Source organism: Bradyrhizobium sp. GW821-FHT12B03 (genome assembly GCF_058807535.1).
Map to the genome: position 1 here is coordinate 105,609 of NZ_JBXAQU010000010.1, position 16,670 is coordinate 122,278.

Sequence of the window (16,670 nt, forward strand, 5' to 3'; positions counted from 1 at the left end):
TTTCCGAACGATGCGAACCAGCACAACCTTAGGGTTGTGCCGGTTCGGCCTTCTCGGCTAGCCTCGCACCAATCCTCCGCTTGCAAGTTGGTGCGCAATGGACAATTGGCTGCGATCCGCGATCGACTACATCAGTTCATGGATCGAATTCCAGCAGACCACGATCCAGCAGCCCGGCGTCATCGTCGCCTTCGCCCACCGCGGCGAAGTCGTCGCCGAGCACGCATTCGGCCTTGCCAATCTCGACACCGGCGAGAAGCTCACCCCGCGCCACCGCTGCCGCATCGCCTCGCACTCGAAAAGCTTCACCTCCGCCGGCATCATGAAGCTGCGCGAGCAGCGCAAGCTCCGGCTCGACGACGCGGTCGGCCAATATGTCGGCGGCCTGCATCCGCGCGTCGCCGAGACGACCATCGCGCAGTTGCTCTCGCACAGCGCAGGGCTGACGCGCGACGGCGCCGACTCCGGCCAGTTCATCGACCGCCGCCCGTATCTTGATGCCAAGGAGTTGCTCGCGGAGCTGAAGCTGCCGACCGTGATCGAGCCCGGCACGCGCTTCAAATATTCCAACCACGGCTTTGGCCTGCTCGGTCTCGTGGTCGAAGCCGTGACGAAGGAGCCCTACTCCGTCTGGATCAAGCGCGAGATCATCGAGTCCTCCGGCCTTCGCGAGACCGAGCCGGACGCACCGCTTCCCAAGGGCGCGTTATTCGCGCGCGGCCACACGCGAAGAGTGCCACTGGGCGAGCGTTGCGTGATCCCCGGCGACAACCCCACACACGCGATGGCGTCCGCCACGGGCTTCGCCGCCACCGCCGGCGACACTGCCCGCTTCTTTGCGCAGCTCGCGCCCAATGCCAGAAAGAGCGTGTTGTCGGTCGCCAGCCGCCGCGAGATGACGCGACATCACTGGCGTATCCCGCAGAGTTTCGAGGCCTATTACGGCTTGGGTATCGGCGCCGGCAAGCTCGACGGCTGGGACTGGTTCGGTCACGGCGGCCACTTTCAGGGTTATATCTCGCGGACCTGCGCCCTCCCCGCTTGCGAGCTCGCCATCAGCATCATCAGCAACTCCATCGACGGCGCCGCGCCGTTCTGGATGGACGGCGCGATGCAGATCCTGCGCACCTTCAACACCCGCGGCGCACCCGACCGTCGCGTGCGCGACTGGACCGGCCGCTGGTGGACGATCTGGGGCGCGACGGACCTCGTACCGCTGGGCAACCGCGTGCTCGTCGCCAATCCGCAGCTCAACAACCCGTTCATGGATGCCGGCGAGATCGAGGTGACCGGTCGCGACACCGGCAAGCTCGCCTCGGCAGCCGGCCATTCGAGCCATGGCGAGATGGTGCGCCGCGTCCGCGACGCACGCGGCAAGGTCAGCGATATCTGGATTGCGGGGGCCAATGTGAAGCCGGCGAGCGTCATCGCGCGCGAGATTGCGCGTCGCTATCCACCCCGCAAGCGCCGGCCTACTCCCTGATCAACCGCTCGACCTCGCTCCGCAATGCCTGCCGCGAGCCGTCGCGCGAATAGAACATGTGGCCGCCGGGAAAGACGGTGAATTTCACCCGCTGGGTCGCGAACGCCGGCAACTGGTCGAGCACGCGCTTCGATCCGAAATAGGGCGTGGCGAGATCGAACAGGCCATGCGCGACGAGCACGTTCAGCTTGGCATCCGTCGCGAGGATCTGGCGCAGCTCGGACACCGATTGCGGCGGGTTGATGCCGCGGCCGAAATCCCAATGGCCTTCGACGGCGCCGTTCAGGACCTCATAGGAGCCATCGGGCCGCCAGTTGAGCTTGCGCGTCAACACGTCGACCGCGGCGCTGGTCAGCGGCGCCTGGAGCGCATCACCGGAGGGATCGCCGAACCGCGAGTTGCTGGAATCCGGATAGGGATCGAAGCCGCGCACGGAAGCATCGTAGCGTCCCGTCACCTTGCCGTTCTTGCGGTCGAGTTCGCGGCGGAATTCACCGACGTCGAAACGGCCGGCAAGCCGGCGACTCACGGCTTGGTCGATGCCGGTGAGCTCGGCGACCTTGTCGGCCAGGCGATTGGTGGCCTCCTTGTCGGCCTCGCCCTTGACGAGGTCGGTCAGGAATTCGCCGCGTGCATAGGCTTCCACATCGGCGAGATCGGCGCGCTTCACCGGACCTCTGGCTTCGCGCGCCACCGCGACATAGCTCGGCAGCGTCGCGACATATTGCAGCAGACTGGTGCCGGTGAACTCGCGGAAGTCGAGCAGCGGCGACACCAGGATCAATCCTCTGACACCGACGCCGTGCTGCAGCTGCAACTGACGCACCACCTTCGGTCCACGGATGCCACCGTAACTTTCGCCCGCGACGTATTTCGGCGAGATCAGCCGACCATGCTTCTCGAGCCAGCGGCGGATCACGAGCGCAATCGAATTGACGTCGCCGTCGACGGAGTAGAACGACTTGCGCGCATCTTCGCCGGTCGCAACGAACCGGCTGTAGCCGGTGCTGACGGGATCGATGAAGACGAGATCGGTGAAGTCGAGCCAGGTCTCCGCGTTCGGCTTCACCTCGGGCGAGGCCGAGGGCGACAGCGCTTCGCCATCGAGCGGCAGCCGCCACGGACCGGCGGCGCCGAACTGGAGCCATGCCGAGGACGCGCCGGGTCCGCCGTTGAACAGGAACGTCACGGGACGCGTGGCGCGGTCGGCACCGTCGAGTTCATAGGAGCTATAGGCGATATCGGCCAGCGGCTCGCCCTTGCCATCGAACACGCGGATCGAGCCGGCGGTCGCGGCGAAGTTGAGGGTTCGGCCCGGCAGCTCGAGCGTCTGTTTCGTAGTCGAATCCGCCGGGAGACGGTGCGGCTCGGCGGCCAGCGGCGAAGCCTGCGGCGCACCTTGCGCGGCGCTGCCGCGCCCGCCCTTCTGTCCGGCCGGCGCCGCCGTCTCGGAGCGTGGCTGCTCGGAGCGCGGCTGCGGCGGATCATCCGCAAGCGCCGCCCCTGCGAGCGCGACGACCGACACCGCCAGCACCAGGCCTATGCGGCGCAGCGCCGACCAACGCATGACCATGACCACTCTCCCTGTCCAGCTTGCGCCCCGGTGACGGTCGAGGGTCCTAGCCGACAATTGCGACGCTTTGGGGGATCAGGGGCGCGAAAACCCTAAAAGCCGATCCCGAGCATCAACACGAATTCGCGACGACACCAGAGGCCGCTGCACGCGGCCTCCACAGGTATTGCCGCAACACGGGTCGGCGGATAGCGCACAATCGCCAGCCGGCCGGCATGCAAGGCATGATACTTCGATGCGAAGGGCTTGGCCACGCGCCGCTCGATCCCTTGATCGGCGGCAGCGGGCGCTATCGCCATGACTGACGCCGCGACGGCCGCAGCAAACGCCAGCGAATGAAACCGGTTCATGTCCTGCTCCTTCCGTCACACCGACACCGGCCAGCTAACGCCGGTGGCCGCCGATCGTTTCAGAACCCGACGCCGATCATGGTACTATGACCGCCGCCACCACCGCTCACAATGCTCGGACGTGCGATGGCCTGCTGGCGGGCACGGGGTGCATCGTTTTCGGGCCTCGCACGCTTGGCCGGTTCGCGCTCGGCCTCGCGGCTCGATGGCTTGCGGCGCGGCTTATCTTCATCGTCGTTCTTGCGCGAGGCGGTCGCAGCCGGCGCCGGCTTGTCGTTGGCGACACAGACGTCACCCTTCAGGGTTTCGTCGCTCTTGCACTGGATCGGGCAAACGCGCGTGGCGTGCTTGGTGAGCTCTCCGACAAGATTCTGCGTCACGCTGATCTTGTCGGCCTCGATCGGCTGGCCACCGATCGCGTAATAACGGCCAAGCGCGGCCTTGGTCGGATCAGTCAACTTGCCGTCGGGCTTGCCGATCAGGCAGCCGAGCCGGATCAGTTCGGCCTGCGCCGAGGCGACGAGCTGCGGCGAGTTGGGCTGGGTTGCCGCACGCTTCGCGGCTTCGGCATTGAAGCGGTCGATCGCGGCAACCACGACCGGCCCGAGCCGGTCGCAGGTTACCGCCCTGGAGAATGCCTTCAAGTCGTCGACGCCGGTGCCTTCGCTGCCCTTGGCGATGATCGCATCCAGCTTGCCTTGCTGGTCCTTGCAGGCCGCTTCCTTCGCCGCGGCGAGCTCGACCTTCCTGCGCGCATCCTCGGCTTCCTGCGCCTGCTTCTCGGCAGCCGTCTTTGCGGCCGATGCCTCCGCGGACGCCTTGTCGCGCTCGGCCTGTTCGGCCTTCTGTCTCGCGTCCTGCGCCTTGCGCTCGGCCTCCGCGGCTTTCGCCTGCCGCTCGGCTTCGGCCGCGGCCGCGCGCCGCTCGTCCTCCTGGCGCTTCTTCTCGGCCGCAGCCGCTGCTGCGGCGGCCTTGGCCTTCTCGGCGGCTTCGGCCTCGCGGGCCCGCCGCTCGTCCTCCTCGCGCTTCTTCTGGGCGGCAAGCTCGGCCTTCTCCGCCTCCGCTTTGCGCTTGACTTCCTCGGCCGCCAGCCGCGCCGCCTCGCGTTCGGCACGCGCCTTGTCCTCGCGCTCCTGTATGGCCTGCTTCAGCACGTCGATGCGCTGCTGCGCCGCGACCGCCAGCGGCGAGTCAGGGAAACGCTTGATGAATTTCTGAAGCACCGCCGGATCGGTCGAGTCCTTGACCTTGTCCCATTCGATCGCCTCCTTCGTCGGCGTTTCGCGGCTCGGAGCGGGCGGTTGCGGCAGCGCCGCAAGATTGATGTTGGGCTGCGCACCCTGCGGCTGACCGCTCAGCGCCTCGATCTGCGCGCGGGCCAGATCCGCGTAAAAGCCGGTCGGGTGCGTGGCGAGAAAGACCTCCCACGCCCGCCGCGTGCCGATTTTCTGCACCAACTCGTAATCCGCCCTGATATCACCGACCGGCGCCTGCTGCAGAACGGCCGGTGCCGGCACCAGCGAGATGGTCCCGCCGCCGAGCGCACCATAGACGAACGGCTCCTGCCGGTTGGTCGTCGCCTTCAACACTTCGTCTCGGACGCGACCAAAGGCCAGGCGGACATCAAGACCGGGCACGGGAAGGTTCTTCAATACCGACGTCGTGAACGGACTGTGCTCCCCATCTCCGTCGTCAGCCGTCGAGCCGGCCTTCGCCGCGTAGGCAATCAGCGTGTCGGTGCTGGTGGGTTCGACCTTGCCCAGACCGCTGCTGACTGCGCGTGACACCATGTTTCTGCGCTCGCGTCTCATCAGGGAGACGAACGGGTTGTCGCGGCAGGCATCGAGAATGATCAGGCGCAGCCGTTTCGCGCCGTCCGCAGATGACACCAGCCGCTCCAGCGGGATCGCCTCGTCGTCGGCATCGCGATCGCTGGCAAGCCGGGCGTCGACCGGGATCAGGTAGTTGGTGCCTCCGATCTCGAGACCATGGCCCGCATAATAGACCACTGCTATGTCGGCCTGATCAGCGGTCGCCTCGAACTTGCGAATGGCGCGCTTGAGCTCGAGATTGCCGACATTGATCAGCGTCTCGACGGTGTCGAACCCGGCGTCCCTGAACATCTGGGCCACCGCGGTGGCGTCACGCGACGGGTTCGGCAACCGCGGAACGGTCTGGTATGCGGAATTTCCGACGACGAGGGCCACGCGCTTGTCAGCCACAGCGGAATCGATCGCGAGCGCCATCAAGAGGATGACTGCTGCAATCGTTGCCGCCGTTCGGACGACGCCCCTAATCATTTCCGTTCCCGTGCTGCGATCTCGCAGCCGCACAATCGCTTCGACAGATGATCGGTGTAGTTTCAATCAAGTATGACTATGAGCTTAGGAATACCCCATTTGGGTCTCCCAGTTCAACGACCGGCCGGCATCCGTCACGCTTTTCCGTCACGCCGGATCGCGTCGGCACATCTTGCTCACCGATTGGTCGGCGACAATGTGATCGACCTCACGTTGAGACCCTCACCCGACTGGGCGATGTGGCGCTTTTAGCACATGCGGCGAAATCTTAGCCGTTGAGGTTGTGAGTACGGAATTGAATGCTTCCGCACCGGAGACCTGTCTCATATTGTTTCTGACAATTACGATTCATTACGATTTAAGACTTTGGGGGTTGGGAATGGGAATTTGGCTCTTCACCCGGCGTAACGCACTGGCAGGCTGCCTTGCCTTGGCTCCAATCGTGACTGGCTCCGGCGCTTTCGCACAATGTACGCCCGCGACCACCGGCCCGGCTCCCCTGGCGGACTTCCTTGCCACCGCAGGCGTTGCAGGAGGCGCGGCCGCCGGTGCGTTTGCCGGCGCCCTGGGCAATCTGAGCACTGCGTTCTTGACCCAGCAGGGCAGCGCATTCGTTTCGGCGCCGGGCGACCCCAAGCCTGACCAGCCCGGCGGCGGTGTCTGGGTCCGCGGCGTCGGCGGTGAGGTCAAGAACAACTTCTCGTCCTCGTTCAACTCCGGCATCAGTGTCGGGGGCGTACCGACCGCAAGCGCGACCGCGACTGGTTGCACCGGCTCGGTCAAGCAGTCCTTCGCGGGTGTGCAGGTAGGCCAGGACATCTCGCGCCTCAACTGGAACGGCTGGAACGTTCACATTGGGACGACCGCTGGCTATCTGGGAGCTCACGCGACGGCCAGCACCGGCGCCAAGAGCGACTTCGAGGTCCCCTTCCTCGGTGCATATGTGGTTGCGACGAAGGGCCGCTTCTTTGCCGACCTCATGGTTCGCAAGGAATTCTACACTGCCAACCTGACCGACGTTTCGGTCGGCCTCCTCGGCCAGCAGATCGGCGCACACGGTATCTCCGTAGCGGCCTCCGCCGGCTACAATTTCGCGCTGGCCAACAATTGGTTCATCGAGCCTTCGGCCGGCTTCATCTGGTCGAAGACGGACGTCGATCCGTTCAACGTTGCCGGCGGCGGCTTCGTTTCGACGTTCACGACATCAGCTATCGAGAGCGAAATCGGCCGCCTGACGGTGCGAGCCGGAACGACGATCAACTCGGGCAATATCATCTGGCAGCCGTTCGCTTCGGCGAGCGTCTTCCATGAGTTTGCTGGCAACGTGAACACCGCTGCGACCTCGCTTACGAACGCTGCGTTCGTCGGTCCTTTGCCGGCGACGATCACGGGCTCGAACACCACGACGCGCGTCGGCACCTACGGTCAATACTCGCTGGGCCTTGCCGGTCAGATCGCGAACACGGGCTTTCTTGGTTTCGTCCGCGCCGATTACCGCAATGGACAGAACATCGACGGTTGGACCGGCAACGCCGGCATCCGCTATCAGTTTTCGCCCGAGACGATCGCAAGCGTGATGCCGCTGAAGGCGCCCGTGAAAGCCCTCCCCCCCGCGGTCGTCCAGACCGACTGGACCGGCTTCTACGTCGGTGGTTACCTTGGCGTCGGCTATGGTCGCACCGACATCGGCTTCCCGGCCGGCAATCCGGGGACTTCGGGAACCAATCCCCACGTGTTTGGCGGTATCGGTGGCCTGCAGGCAGGCTACAACCGGCAATTCGCCAACAAGTGGGTCGTCGGCATCGAAGGCGATATTGGTGCGGCGAACATTCACGGCAGCCGGGTCGCTGGTTCGGATTCGGGTCTTGCCCCCAACGGCGCCCCCATCGGCTTCAGCCCAGCATTCTTCCAGGCGAAGGACACGACGAACTGGCAGGGCACCATCACGGGCCGCGTGGGTTATGCTTGGGGCCGCACCCTGTTCTACGGGAAGGGCGGTGTCGCGTTCGAGGATAGCTCCACGACGATGACCTGTATCCTCGGACCGTCGGGGACTGTCGGAGCCCGGGAATGCCGAAATCCGGCATCGGTGATCACCGGCGGATTCGCCACCCCCTATTACACCCGGGTGGGCGGCGTGATCGGCTATGGCACCGAGTTCGACCTCGGCAAGAACTGGTCAGCCAAGGCCGAGTACGACTATCTGTTCTTCGGCCGTCATTCGGCCACGGCCAACGACGGTACGGTCGTCACCGACAAGGCCTGGATCAGCCAGGTCAAGATCGGCGTGAACTACCGTTTTGCGCCGACCACGATCGTCGCGAAATACTGATCATTAAGACGTCCTGAACTCCAACGCGAAAATGGGCGGCCCCCGAGGGGCTGCCCATTTGCTTTGGGGCCTTCCGGTCCTCGACAATGTCATGCAAGGTCGATAGACGACCGGATACCGTTGAGCAGCCGTGGACGCGTCCAGAGTATGACCAAGCCAGCGCGATACGACCGGATCGCCTTCGTCGCCAGCCTGAGCAGCGAGGCGCAGGCCGCCTTCGGCCAGCTCACCAGGGACTATGGCAATTGCGCCCCGCAGGACGCCGACGTCGTCGTCGCGCTCGGCGGCGACGGGTTGATGCTCCAGACGCTGCACCAGAACATGCACTCGGGAAAGCCGATCTACGGCATGCACCGCGGCACGGTCGGCTTCCTGATGAACGAATACTCGACGCACGATCTGCGCGCACGGCTCGAGGCGGCGCATGAATCCGAGATCAACCCGCTCTTGATGCGGGCGACCGACGTCAACGACCGTGTCCATTTGCATCACGCCATCAACGAGGTCGCGCTGTTCCGGCAGACCTACCAGGCGGCGCGCTTGCGGATCCTGATCGACGAGCGCGAGCGCATGCCCGAGCTGATCGCCGACGGCATCATGGTGGCGACGCCGGCCGGCTCCACCGCCTACAATCTGTCCGCCCAGGGGCCGATCCTGCCGATCAACGCCGCACTGCTGGCGTTGACCCCGATCAGCGCCTTCCGCCCGCGCCGCTGGCGCGGTGCGCTGCTGCCCAACACAGCCTATGTCGTGATCGAGGTGCTGGAGGGCGACAAGCGCCCCGTCGCCGCGGTCGCCGACCATGATGAGGTGCGCGACGTCCGCCGCGTCGAGGTCCTCTCCGACAAGACCATCTCGATGCGGATGCTGTTCGACCCCGGCCACAGCCTGGAAGAGCGCATCCTGCGCGAGCAGTTCGGGTACTGAGCCCCCTGCCCGGCGGCTCGACCGGCGCTTGGGACGCCTGGTCGCAACCCTTCGTTAACCCCCGCCACGATATGGTTAACGAAGATTGACCGCTTCAGCCCGGGCGCCATGTTCCGCATCGACTTCAACAAGCTGCGCTTTCTCGTCTGCGACGACAATCCGCACATGCGCCGTATCCTGCGGACGCTGCTGCATTCGTTCGGCGCGCGCGAAGTCTACGAGGCCGAAGACGGCGCCACCGCGCTGGAAATGTACAGCCATTACGTGCCCGACATCGTCATCACCGACTGGGCGATGCCGATCTTCGACGGGCTCGAGCTCGCGCAGATGATCCGGCAGCCGGAATCCAAGGGCAATCCCTACGCGCCGATCATCATGCTGACCGGTCATTCCGAGAAGCGCCGCGTCACGGTCGCGCGCGATGCCGGCGTCACCGAGTTCCTGGCCAAGCCGATCTCGGCCAAGGGTCTCTATCAGCGCATCCTCAACGTGGTCGCCAATCCCCGGCCCTTCATCAAGACCAAGACCTATTTCGGCCCGGACCGGCGCCGCAACACCAACTCCGCCTATATGGGCCCCGAGCGCCGCGTCGGCGAAAAGCACGAGGTGCTCCAGCAGCCCTCGTTGCTCGACAAGGCCCGCTCCTCCATCTAGCGCAGCGTCTCACGCGAGGCAGGTATCATGGCGAAGAACAGTGCAAGGGACATCGAGGTCACGGCCTTCGCCACGCACCAATTGATCACGCAGCCCAATCCGCTGCGCAAGGTTCTGCGCCGTGTCGAGGAAAAGGACATGGACGATCCGGTCAGCCGCGCCGAGCAGGCGCTTGCGGGCCTCGCCGGCGAGTTCAAGGACTGGATGACGACCGAGGTCAATCGGCTGTCCGCAGCCTACGTCGCCATCCGCAATGACGGTTTCACCAAGGACAGGCGCGACGAGCTGTTTCGCGCCGCGCACGACATCAAGGGTGACGCTGCGACGTTCGGCTATCCGGCCGCGGCGGGAATCGCCGAGAGCCTGTGCCGCGTCATCGAGCATGCGCCCGATCTCGAACGGGTGCCGGCCGAGCTGTTCACGCACCACATCAACGCCATTCTCGCCATCTTGCACGAGAACACCAAGCTCGACAGCATCAGCGTCTCCGCCGAGCTCAGCCGCCGCCTGCGCAAGGTCGCCGACGACTATCTCGCCGACGTCAATCGCGACCGCCCCGAGCATCTCGAGGTGATCCTGGCGCCGAGCATCGCGCCGGCGGAGTAAGGGCTCTCTTCTCTCGTCATTGCCAGCACAGATATACAAGGGTGGGCAAAGCGACTTGTCCGCCGTAGCTCGAAGAGCGAAGGCGGAAGCGTGCCCACCAATCGACCTTGATATGCGGATGGATGGGTGGGCACGGCGCGACGCGCCTTTGCCCGCCCTACGGCATCTCGCTAGGCCGCAATCAGATCGTCATATACCGGATCGACCGCATCATCCGCGACCAGTTCGTCGCAGAACAGCCGCGCCTCTTCGCGCGCGGACTCGGTGGCGAAGCGGCGAAGCAGGACCATCAGCGGTTCGGCGGCGCCGCGGTCGGTCTCGCAATGGGTGAGCACGCGTTCGACCATGCGCCGGCGCAGCCGCACCGCCCCGTCGTCGCTGTCGACGAAGCCCTGCTCGTGGCAGGCATCGAGCGCCACCTGGAACGCCGCAAACGTCGCCTCGGGAAGGCCGGCGCGGCGCAGCAGCGCGTGCTGACTGTTGCCGCCGCGGTCGTGCAGCAGCGCGGTGACGCGTGCCAGCGGCAGATCGGCGAGTTCAGCCAGCGCTGCGTCGAACAAATCGAGATTGCTGGACAATAGCGCGCGCAGGATCAGGCCCGCGGTCAGCTGGCCAGTGACGCGCAAATGATGCACCAGGCCCTGCATGTCCTCGCCGCGCGAGCGCGCCGCGATGTTCATGGTGGAACGGTCGCGCGCCTCGGTGGTGATGCGGTCGGCGCGATCGGCACTCAGCCAGTTTCGCGCCACGACGAATTGCGCCAGCGTCTCCGAGAGCTTTGCCACCAGCGCCGCGCGCGTTGCGGCCGGCAGATCCTCCAGCACCAGCATCGCCTCGCGGATCGCGGCAAGATGGCCGTGACGCTCGACGATACGGTCCCAGGAAAACGGTGCAAGCTCGGCATGGGGATTTTCGATCAGCTCGAGCGCTGCCGCCGCGCAGCCGACTTCGGCGATGGCGGCGCAGACCGAGGTCGGCAGCGCGATCCGGCGCGCGACCGCGCACTGCACCTCGTCATTGCCGGTCGCGACGATGTCGACGAGATCGGCGTCGATCAGGAGCGGAGAATGTTCGAGCACGGGCAGCGCGACCGTCGGCTGGTCCGCCGACAGCGCCCGCACGATCGAGGCCGGAGCATCCGTACTGCGCGCAAAGGCCTCGGCCATCGCCTGCCGCACCAGCGGCGAGGGATCGTCGAGCAGCATCAGCAGCGCGCCTTCGGCCGCGACGCGATCGTCATGGGAAAGGTCTGAGATCAGCCAGGCCCGGGCGAGCGCCCGTGTCGCCTCGGCCCGCTCGCCTGCGGGCGCGGTCCTGATCCAATTGATGAACTGCCGAACAATCATGCTGCTTCCGGCTACACAACAAACGAAAATGGTGACGGCTCGTCACCTGCAACACAAAATAAACCACGACGCTTAACAAAGCGTTCACCATAACTGGCTGGTTTTATTGACGTTTTGTTAAGGACGAAAATCGCGACCGCTTCCGTGCCCCGGACGCAGTGCAGCGCCTCATCGGTGATGCACCGCAGAGCCGGAGCCCATAATTCAGACGGCGGAGCTTGTTACGTGGGTCCCGGCTCTGCGCAGCAGCGCTTGCGCGCCGCAGCGCGTCCGGGACACGAGAGCCGAGATTAGCTCGAGAACGTGCCGCTACGATCGCTGAAGAGATCGAGCGGCTGCGGCGGCCGCACGTCGGGCGATGCCGACGCGACCGAGGTGAGCGAGGCGTTGTTGCCCCACAGTTTCTGCACCGTGGTCGAGACCGGCTGCGTCACATCACCAGGCTGGTAGATCGAGCGGAAAGCCGGCGCGACCGGCGTGTTGTCAGCCACCGTCGACGACGATGTCGCGCCGACCGGCGTCACGGCATTCGTACTGGGAAACGTCTGGAGATAAGCGGCGTTGTCGACCATTGGCGCGGTCGGCTGCACGCCGTTGGCGCTCGCCACCTGTGTGGTCGACGGCGCGCCGCCATACATCGCCATCGCGCTACGCGTCGTCTTCGAGTTTGCCGCGCTCGCATAGCGCGCGTCCAGCACCGAATAGACTTCGGAAACGCTGCGGGCCCGGCCGTCCTTGGCATAGAAGATCGAACGGTTCGCGGACGCCGCATTGGGGAACAGCCGCGCGCCGACCGCTTGAGGATTGTCCTCGGCATTGGCGATCAGTTTCGCGGCCCCGCCGACGCCCATGAAATGCGCCATATAGAGCTCGCTGTCGCTGGGCCTGCGGCCGAGCAGACCAGTGAGCTTGAAGCTGTTCGACTGCGTCAGCGCCGCCGCCATGCTCGAGGCGGCCTCCGGGTCGTCGCGCAGCTTCATGATCGACCGCTTCATCACGGGATCGTCGACGGTGTAGGTGCCCGACGAGGTCTTGGTGATGGCGTCGGAATAGTTGCCATAGCCGAGCTGGGTCCCCGCCTCCTTCACCGTCCCGAGCCAGGTCTGGTCGATGAACTGGTAGAGCCCGTGTGCGGACGAGGTGGTGGCACCGGCGGTCGGATTGAAATCCGATTCCATCTTGGCGGTGGTCAGCATGTATTGGAAGCTGACGCCGGTGACGTTCGAGGCCTGCTTGATCGCACCGGCGACGCGCGCCCGCGACGGATCGAGAACCGCCGTCTGCGTGGCACTGGAATTGTCGACCGACATGATGGAGTGCCCGCCCCGCGCGGCGTTGAGCGGCGCCGGCAATTCGGACGCCCTGTCGTTTCAACGTGGGACAGTTATGGTTAATGCGGGGTTAATTTGGCTGCCGGCCCCATTCCCGAGTCATTCCGGGGCACGCCGAAGGTGCGAACCCGAGGCCTACTTCTTATAGACGTCGTGCGGATCGAACAGCCTGTCCGCATCGACAAAGACCAGCTTCGCTCCCGCGCCCTCGGCCTCGACCTTGCGGTAAAAGCAGGACCGGCGGCCGGTGTGGCAGGCCGCGCCGATCTGCTCGACGCGGATCCAGACCGCGTCCTGGTCGCAATCGGTACGCATCTCGACCACGCGTTGGGTTTGACCTGATGTCTCACCTTTTCGCCACAAGGCATTGCGCGAGCGGCTGAAGTACCAGGCCTCGCCGGTCGCAATGGTTTTGCGCAGTGCCTCGTCGTTCATGTGGGCGACCATGAGCACGTCGCCGGTGGCGACGTCGGTCGCGACGCAGGTCACGAGGCCGCTTGCGTCGAACTTGGGCAGGAAGGCGAGGCCTTCCTCGATCTCATGGGAGTGAGCGGACACAACGACCTCGCCGGGCTTGCTCGCGAGGTCAGCGCTGCAGGCCTCGCACCAGGGACAGGAAACGGGCCTGCTCCGCCGGATTGTCGCGGAACATGCCGGTGAAGCGGCTGGTGAACGTGGAGGCACCATGCTTGGCGACGCCCCGCACCGACATGCAGGTATGCTCGGCCTCGATCAGCACCGCGACGCCGCGCGGCTTGAGGACCTCGTCGATGGCGGCGGCGATCTGCGCCGTCAGATGCTCCTGGGTCTGGAGCCTGCGGGCGAAGATGTCGGTCAGGCGGGCGAGCTTCGACAGGCCGACGACGCGCTCTACCGGCGTGTAGGCGATGTGCGCCTTGCCGTAGAACGGCATCATGTGATGCTCGCACTGCGAGGTGAACTCGATGTCGCGCACCAAGACGAAGTCGTCATAGCCGGCGGTCTCGCCAAAGGTGCGGTCGAGCACCTCGGCGGGACACTGGTGGTAGCCCTGATAGAGCTCGTCGAACGCCTCGACCACGCGGCGCGGCGTGTCCAAGAGACCTTCGCGCTCGGTGTTCTCACCGATATAGGCCAGCAGCGTCTTCACCGCCTGTTCGGCCTCGGCGCGTGCGGGGCGCGGCTGGTCGGCGCGGACGGCGGCCGCGAGGAATTCGGCAGGGTCAAGCTCGGCCGGACGGCTCTCGGGCTGCTTGTCAGCGGGCTTGTTGGGGCGGATGGATTTGATTGCAGCGTCCATATCGACTCCGTTCGACGGCCTTGCGGCCGGAGTGTCACCGGCAGACGGGGCGGCAAGCCGCCGGACGCCTGAAGAGTACAGTTTTGGTGAAAAAAGTCGCAGGCTTGAATATCGGCCGCGTGGTCCTGGATCGCCGCTGCCGGGCCGCTGGACTGTTTTTCCACCCGTTCCGACCCTATATAGGACCCTGGACGGCGCCCGCCAAGGCCGATCCGGTGCGGAAGTGTTGGACTCCATCACATGCTGAACGACATCTATAACAAGCGGATCATCGAACTGGCCGGGAATATTCCGCGCCTCGGGCGGCTGTCGGACCCCGATGCCACCGCGACCGCCCACTCCAAACTGTGCGGCTCGACCGTCAAGGTCGATCTCAAGATGGAGGGAGACAAGGTCACCGACTTCGCCCATGACGTGAAGGCCTGCGCGCTGGGACAGGCCTCTTCATCCATCATGGCAAGTCACGTGGTCGGCTCGACTGCGAGCGAACTCCGTGAGTTACGCGAAACCGTTCGCAAGATGCTCAAGGAGAACGGCGCGCCTCCTCAAGGCAAATGGGAAGAGATCAAATTCCTCGAGCCGGTCCGCGACTACAAGGCGCGCCATGCCTCGACGCTCCTGACCTTCGATGCGGTGGTCGATGCCATCGGCCAGATCGAGGCGAAGGCCAGGCAGCCCGCTGCAGCGCAGGGCTGAAGCCCTTACTTCTGCGACGCCGCGACCGGCGTCGCCACGCCCCCCGTCGGAACCACGGCTTCCGCCGTCTTGGTCGACTTGGCCGGCTGCTCCGGTTCAGCGCCAAATCTGGCCTGCGTCTTCGGTGCCAGCTCCGCCATGGCCGGCGCTGTGACGTCCACATGTGGCAGCACATCGGCCACCAGATCGGTCGTCACGAGATTGGTGAGCTTCAGCTCGCCGGCGTCCAGCTCGTGCAGATCTTCCCACGGCGGCACGCTGAGCGCGAGCGACAGCAGATCGCCGGCGCCGCCCATGTCGAAGGTATATTTGGCGAGCCGGCCGATGTCGCGCTCCACGATCATCAGATCCTGCGCGCTGTAGCTCGCCGCCTTGGCGTCGTCGGCACGATCGCCCATCCAGATCTGGTGGACCCGGACATGGGCGGCGTCCGGCACGTAGCGCTTCTTGCCGGCCAGCAGCAGGAACACGCACATGGATTCGCAATAGGCCTCGGGCGCGACCGCCGGACGGGCCGACTGCCCGTCGCGGCTCTGAACGCTGATGCCGACCGTGGTCAAAAGCCCGAGATTGCGGAAGCGGCGGCCGAGGGTGATCGCGTCATTGACGGAACCGCCGCTGGAGTCGAGCACCACGGTGGCGCCGCCGAGCTGGCGACCGCGAGCAAACTCCTCGAAATCCCTGGGCGTATCCGCGGTGATGATGCCGACCGCGCTGACCCAGCCGCGGCAGTTCGGCTCGCAAGCGATCCAGTTGAACTTCATCGGCAGCTTGCGCTCTTCGAGCACGTTCCCGGCTCGGGCGGGCGAGCCGAAGGTCGCGACGGCGCCAGCCAACACGACCCCACAAACAGCGGTGCCCACCAGCAACCAGCCGCGAAGATTGAGCGACTTCAGAAGTTTCAAACTGGTCCCTTCCCCAAGCCCCAAGCTTTAAGCCTAAGCCGATTCAGGCAAGCCCCGTTTTAGCGTTCCAACGAGTCTACACATGGACGTCACAAAAATGGTATCCGGGGGAATACAGATCGTCCATAGGTACTTGCTGCACTGCTCCCAAAAAGCACGCAAAATATGGCGCGCAAACAACAGCTTGCTGTTCCCTGCGCCGGAACCGCGCAACACCTCGCCCAACATCGCAGCAAAGCGCACATGAAGCATTCAGCCTGCGAGCATTGTTCCAGTCCCGTCGCGGGCGCGCTCCGGCTCCCGCGCAATTTCGGCCGCGCACTGATCTGGCTCTACCGCCATACCCTCTCGCCGCTGGTCGGTTACAATTGCCGGCACCTGCCGACCTGCTCCGTCTATGGCGACGAGGCAATCGAACGTTTCGGGCTCTGGGCCGGCGGCTGGATGACGCTCGCGCGCCTGATCCGCTGCAACCCGTTCGGCACGTCAGGGATCGACAACGTCCCCCTCGCCGCGCCGCAAAACGCGCGCTGGTATTTGCCCTGGCGCTACGCGCGCTGGCGCGGGGTGAATGCGTCCTAGCCCCATTGCGTTGCTTTGCGCTTTGCTGTGCTGGGGGAACCGGAAGTTCCCGTTCGCGTTGATGTGATGCTCCCGCGGGAGGAAACAACAATGCGCTGGAAAATCAGCCCTCATTTTCACTTCGGGCTTGGGCCTCATCACAAGACTGGTCCGAGGGGCCACGATCCCAGAACCATCGACATGATCGTCATCATCGCTCTGCTGACGCTGGTCATCGGTTCCGGCTGGTATTTGGCGGCAAGCTTCGCCACACCGCAGAGCACGACGGCGTTCATCGTGCCGAGCCAGAGCGTGCACTGGTAGGCT

16 protein-coding genes are annotated in these 16,670 nt (G+C 65.1%); 8 read left to right on the forward strand and 8 right to left on the reverse strand.

Going from position 1 to position 16,670, the window contains the following annotated elements; genetic code table 11:
- Nucleotides 1-97 precede the first annotated feature (97 nt).
- The gene (locus AC1RUR_RS20295; protein ID WP_492847156.1) at nucleotides 98-1,483 is read left to right on the forward strand and encodes a serine hydrolase domain-containing protein; all 1,386 of its coding nucleotides are present in this window, start codon (nucleotides 98-100) and stop codon (nucleotides 1,481-1,483) included.
- Here AC1RUR_RS20295 and AC1RUR_RS20300 read toward each other — a convergent pair.
- The 3 genes from AC1RUR_RS20300 to AC1RUR_RS20310 form a co-directional block, all read right to left on the reverse strand.
- Nucleotides 1,473-3,056, reverse strand: coding sequence for a S10 family peptidase (locus AC1RUR_RS20300; protein ID WP_492847158.1), 1,584 nt, complete (start codon nucleotides 3,054-3,056; stop codon nucleotides 1,473-1,475). The two genes, AC1RUR_RS20295 and AC1RUR_RS20300, sit on opposite strands and share 11 nt — an antisense overlap.
- A 92-nt stretch (nucleotides 3,057-3,148) precedes the next feature.
- Nucleotides 3,149-3,406: a hypothetical protein gene (locus AC1RUR_RS20305; RefSeq protein ID WP_492847160.1), complete on the reverse strand. Its 258-nt coding sequence runs from the start codon at nucleotides 3,404-3,406 to the stop codon at nucleotides 3,149-3,151.
- A 59-nt stretch (nucleotides 3,407-3,465) separates the two neighbouring features.
- Nucleotides 3,466-5,706 carry a caspase family protein gene (locus AC1RUR_RS20310; RefSeq protein WP_492847162.1) on the reverse strand — a complete coding sequence of 747 codons (2,241 nt, stop codon included), beginning with the start codon at nucleotides 5,704-5,706 and terminating at the stop codon, nucleotides 3,466-3,468.
- A 295-nt stretch (nucleotides 5,707-6,001) separates the two neighbouring features.
- Here AC1RUR_RS20310 and AC1RUR_RS20315 point away from each other — a divergent pair, with 295 nt between their 5' ends.
- The 4 genes from AC1RUR_RS20315 (at nucleotide 6,002) to AC1RUR_RS20330 (ending at nucleotide 10,225) form a co-directional block, all read left to right on the forward strand.
- On the forward strand, nucleotides 6,002-8,038 hold the full coding sequence (locus AC1RUR_RS20315; protein ID WP_492847164.1) for an autotransporter domain-containing protein: 2,037 nt from the start codon (nucleotides 6,002-6,004) through the stop codon (nucleotides 8,036-8,038).
- A 147-nt stretch (nucleotides 8,039-8,185) separates the two neighbouring features.
- A complete protein-coding gene (locus tag AC1RUR_RS20320) occupies nucleotides 8,186-8,965 on the forward strand; it encodes an NAD kinase (RefSeq protein WP_492847166.1) in 780 nt (259 codons plus the stop codon).
- Between the two features lie 108 nt (nucleotides 8,966-9,073).
- The gene (locus AC1RUR_RS20325; RefSeq protein WP_008549760.1) at nucleotides 9,074-9,619 is read left to right on the forward strand and encodes a response regulator; all 546 of its coding nucleotides are present in this window, start codon (nucleotides 9,074-9,076) and stop codon (nucleotides 9,617-9,619) included.
- Nucleotides 9,620-9,646: 27 nt separating this feature from the next.
- Nucleotides 9,647-10,225: an Hpt domain-containing protein gene (locus AC1RUR_RS20330; RefSeq protein WP_492847168.1), complete on the forward strand. Its 579-nt coding sequence runs from the start codon at nucleotides 9,647-9,649 to the stop codon at nucleotides 10,223-10,225.
- A gap of 170 nt (nucleotides 10,226-10,395) precedes the next feature.
- Here AC1RUR_RS20330 and AC1RUR_RS20335 read toward each other — a convergent pair whose 3' ends face one another.
- The 4 genes from AC1RUR_RS20335 to folE all read right to left on the reverse strand — a co-directional run bounded on the left by AC1RUR_RS20335 (nucleotide 10,396) and on the right by folE (nucleotide 14,181).
- Nucleotides 10,396-11,571 (reverse strand): DUF2336 domain-containing protein, encoded by a 1,176-nt coding sequence (locus AC1RUR_RS20335; RefSeq protein WP_492847170.1) that lies wholly within the window; start codon nucleotides 11,569-11,571, stop codon nucleotides 10,396-10,398.
- Nucleotides 11,572-11,861: 290 nt separating this feature from the next.
- The gene (locus AC1RUR_RS20340) at nucleotides 11,862-12,923 is read right to left on the reverse strand and encodes a lytic transglycosylase domain-containing protein (protein ID WP_492847172.1); all 1,062 of its coding nucleotides are present in this window, start codon (nucleotides 12,921-12,923) and stop codon (nucleotides 11,862-11,864) included.
- Between the two features lie 114 nt (nucleotides 12,924-13,037).
- Complete coding sequence (hisI, locus tag AC1RUR_RS20345) at nucleotides 13,038-13,460, reverse strand: phosphoribosyl-AMP cyclohydrolase (protein WP_492847174.1); 423 nt, start codon at nucleotides 13,458-13,460, stop codon at nucleotides 13,038-13,040.
- 28 nt (nucleotides 13,461-13,488) lie between these two features.
- Nucleotides 13,489-14,181, reverse strand: coding sequence for a GTP cyclohydrolase I FolE (folE, locus tag AC1RUR_RS20350; protein WP_492847176.1), 693 nt, complete (start codon nucleotides 14,179-14,181; stop codon nucleotides 13,489-13,491).
- Between the two features lie 240 nt (nucleotides 14,182-14,421).
- Between folE and AC1RUR_RS20355 the strand changes: the two genes are divergently transcribed.
- Nucleotides 14,422-14,877 carry an iron-sulfur cluster assembly scaffold protein gene (locus AC1RUR_RS20355; RefSeq protein ID WP_492847178.1) on the forward strand — a complete coding sequence of 152 codons (456 nt, stop codon included), beginning with the start codon at nucleotides 14,422-14,424 and terminating at the stop codon, nucleotides 14,875-14,877.
- Between the two features lie 5 nt (nucleotides 14,878-14,882).
- On the opposite strand, the gene AC1RUR_RS20360 is transcribed toward AC1RUR_RS20355, so the two are convergent.
- Complete coding sequence (locus AC1RUR_RS20360) at nucleotides 14,883-15,782, reverse strand: COG3904 family protein (protein ID WP_492847180.1); 900 nt, start codon at nucleotides 15,780-15,782, stop codon at nucleotides 14,883-14,885.
- Between the two features lie 243 nt (nucleotides 15,783-16,025).
- On the opposite strand from AC1RUR_RS20360, the gene yidD reads away from it, so the two are divergent.
- Together yidD and AC1RUR_RS20370 are read left to right on the forward strand one after the other, a co-directional pair.
- Entirely contained in the window at nucleotides 16,026-16,364 is a 339-nt protein-coding gene (yidD, locus tag AC1RUR_RS20365; protein WP_492847182.1) for a membrane protein insertion efficiency factor YidD, read from the forward strand.
- A 90-nt stretch (nucleotides 16,365-16,454) separates the two neighbouring features.
- Nucleotides 16,455-16,667, forward strand: a complete 213-nt coding sequence (locus AC1RUR_RS20370; RefSeq protein ID WP_492847184.1) for a hypothetical protein — start codon at nucleotides 16,455-16,457, stop codon at nucleotides 16,665-16,667.
- Nucleotides 16,668-16,670: the final 3 nt, after the last annotated feature.

Coding starts and splice junctions, on each gene's coding strand:
- AC1RUR_RS20295 (WP_492847156.1), top strand. CDS start 98: ATGGACAATTGGCTGCGATCCGCGATCGACTACATCAGTTCATGGATC.
- AC1RUR_RS20300 (WP_492847158.1), bottom strand. CDS start 3,056: ATGGTCATGCGTTGGTCGGCGCTGCGCCGCATAGGCCTGGTGCTGGCG.
- AC1RUR_RS20305 (WP_492847160.1), bottom strand. CDS start 3,406: ATGAACCGGTTTCATTCGCTGGCGTTTGCTGCGGCCGTCGCGGCGTCA.
- AC1RUR_RS20310 (WP_492847162.1), bottom strand. CDS start 5,706: ATGATTAGGGGCGTCGTCCGAACGGCGGCAACGATTGCAGCAGTCATC.
- AC1RUR_RS20320 (WP_492847166.1), top strand. CDS start 8,186: ATGACCAAGCCAGCGCGATACGACCGGATCGCCTTCGTCGCCAGCCTG.
- AC1RUR_RS20325 (WP_008549760.1), top strand. CDS start 9,074: ATGTTCCGCATCGACTTCAACAAGCTGCGCTTTCTCGTCTGCGACGAC.
- AC1RUR_RS20330 (WP_492847168.1), top strand. CDS start 9,647: ATGGCGAAGAACAGTGCAAGGGACATCGAGGTCACGGCCTTCGCCACG.
- AC1RUR_RS20335 (WP_492847170.1), bottom strand. CDS start 11,571: ATGATTGTTCGGCAGTTCATCAATTGGATCAGGACCGCGCCCGCAGGC.
- folE (WP_492847176.1), bottom strand. CDS start 14,181: ATGGACGCTGCAATCAAATCCATCCGCCCCAACAAGCCCGCTGACAAG.
- AC1RUR_RS20355 (WP_492847178.1), top strand. CDS start 14,422: ATGCTGAACGACATCTATAACAAGCGGATCATCGAACTGGCCGGGAAT.
- yidD (WP_492847182.1), top strand. CDS start 16,026: ATGAAGCATTCAGCCTGCGAGCATTGTTCCAGTCCCGTCGCGGGCGCG.
- AC1RUR_RS20370 (WP_492847184.1), top strand. CDS start 16,455: ATGCGCTGGAAAATCAGCCCTCATTTTCACTTCGGGCTTGGGCCTCAT.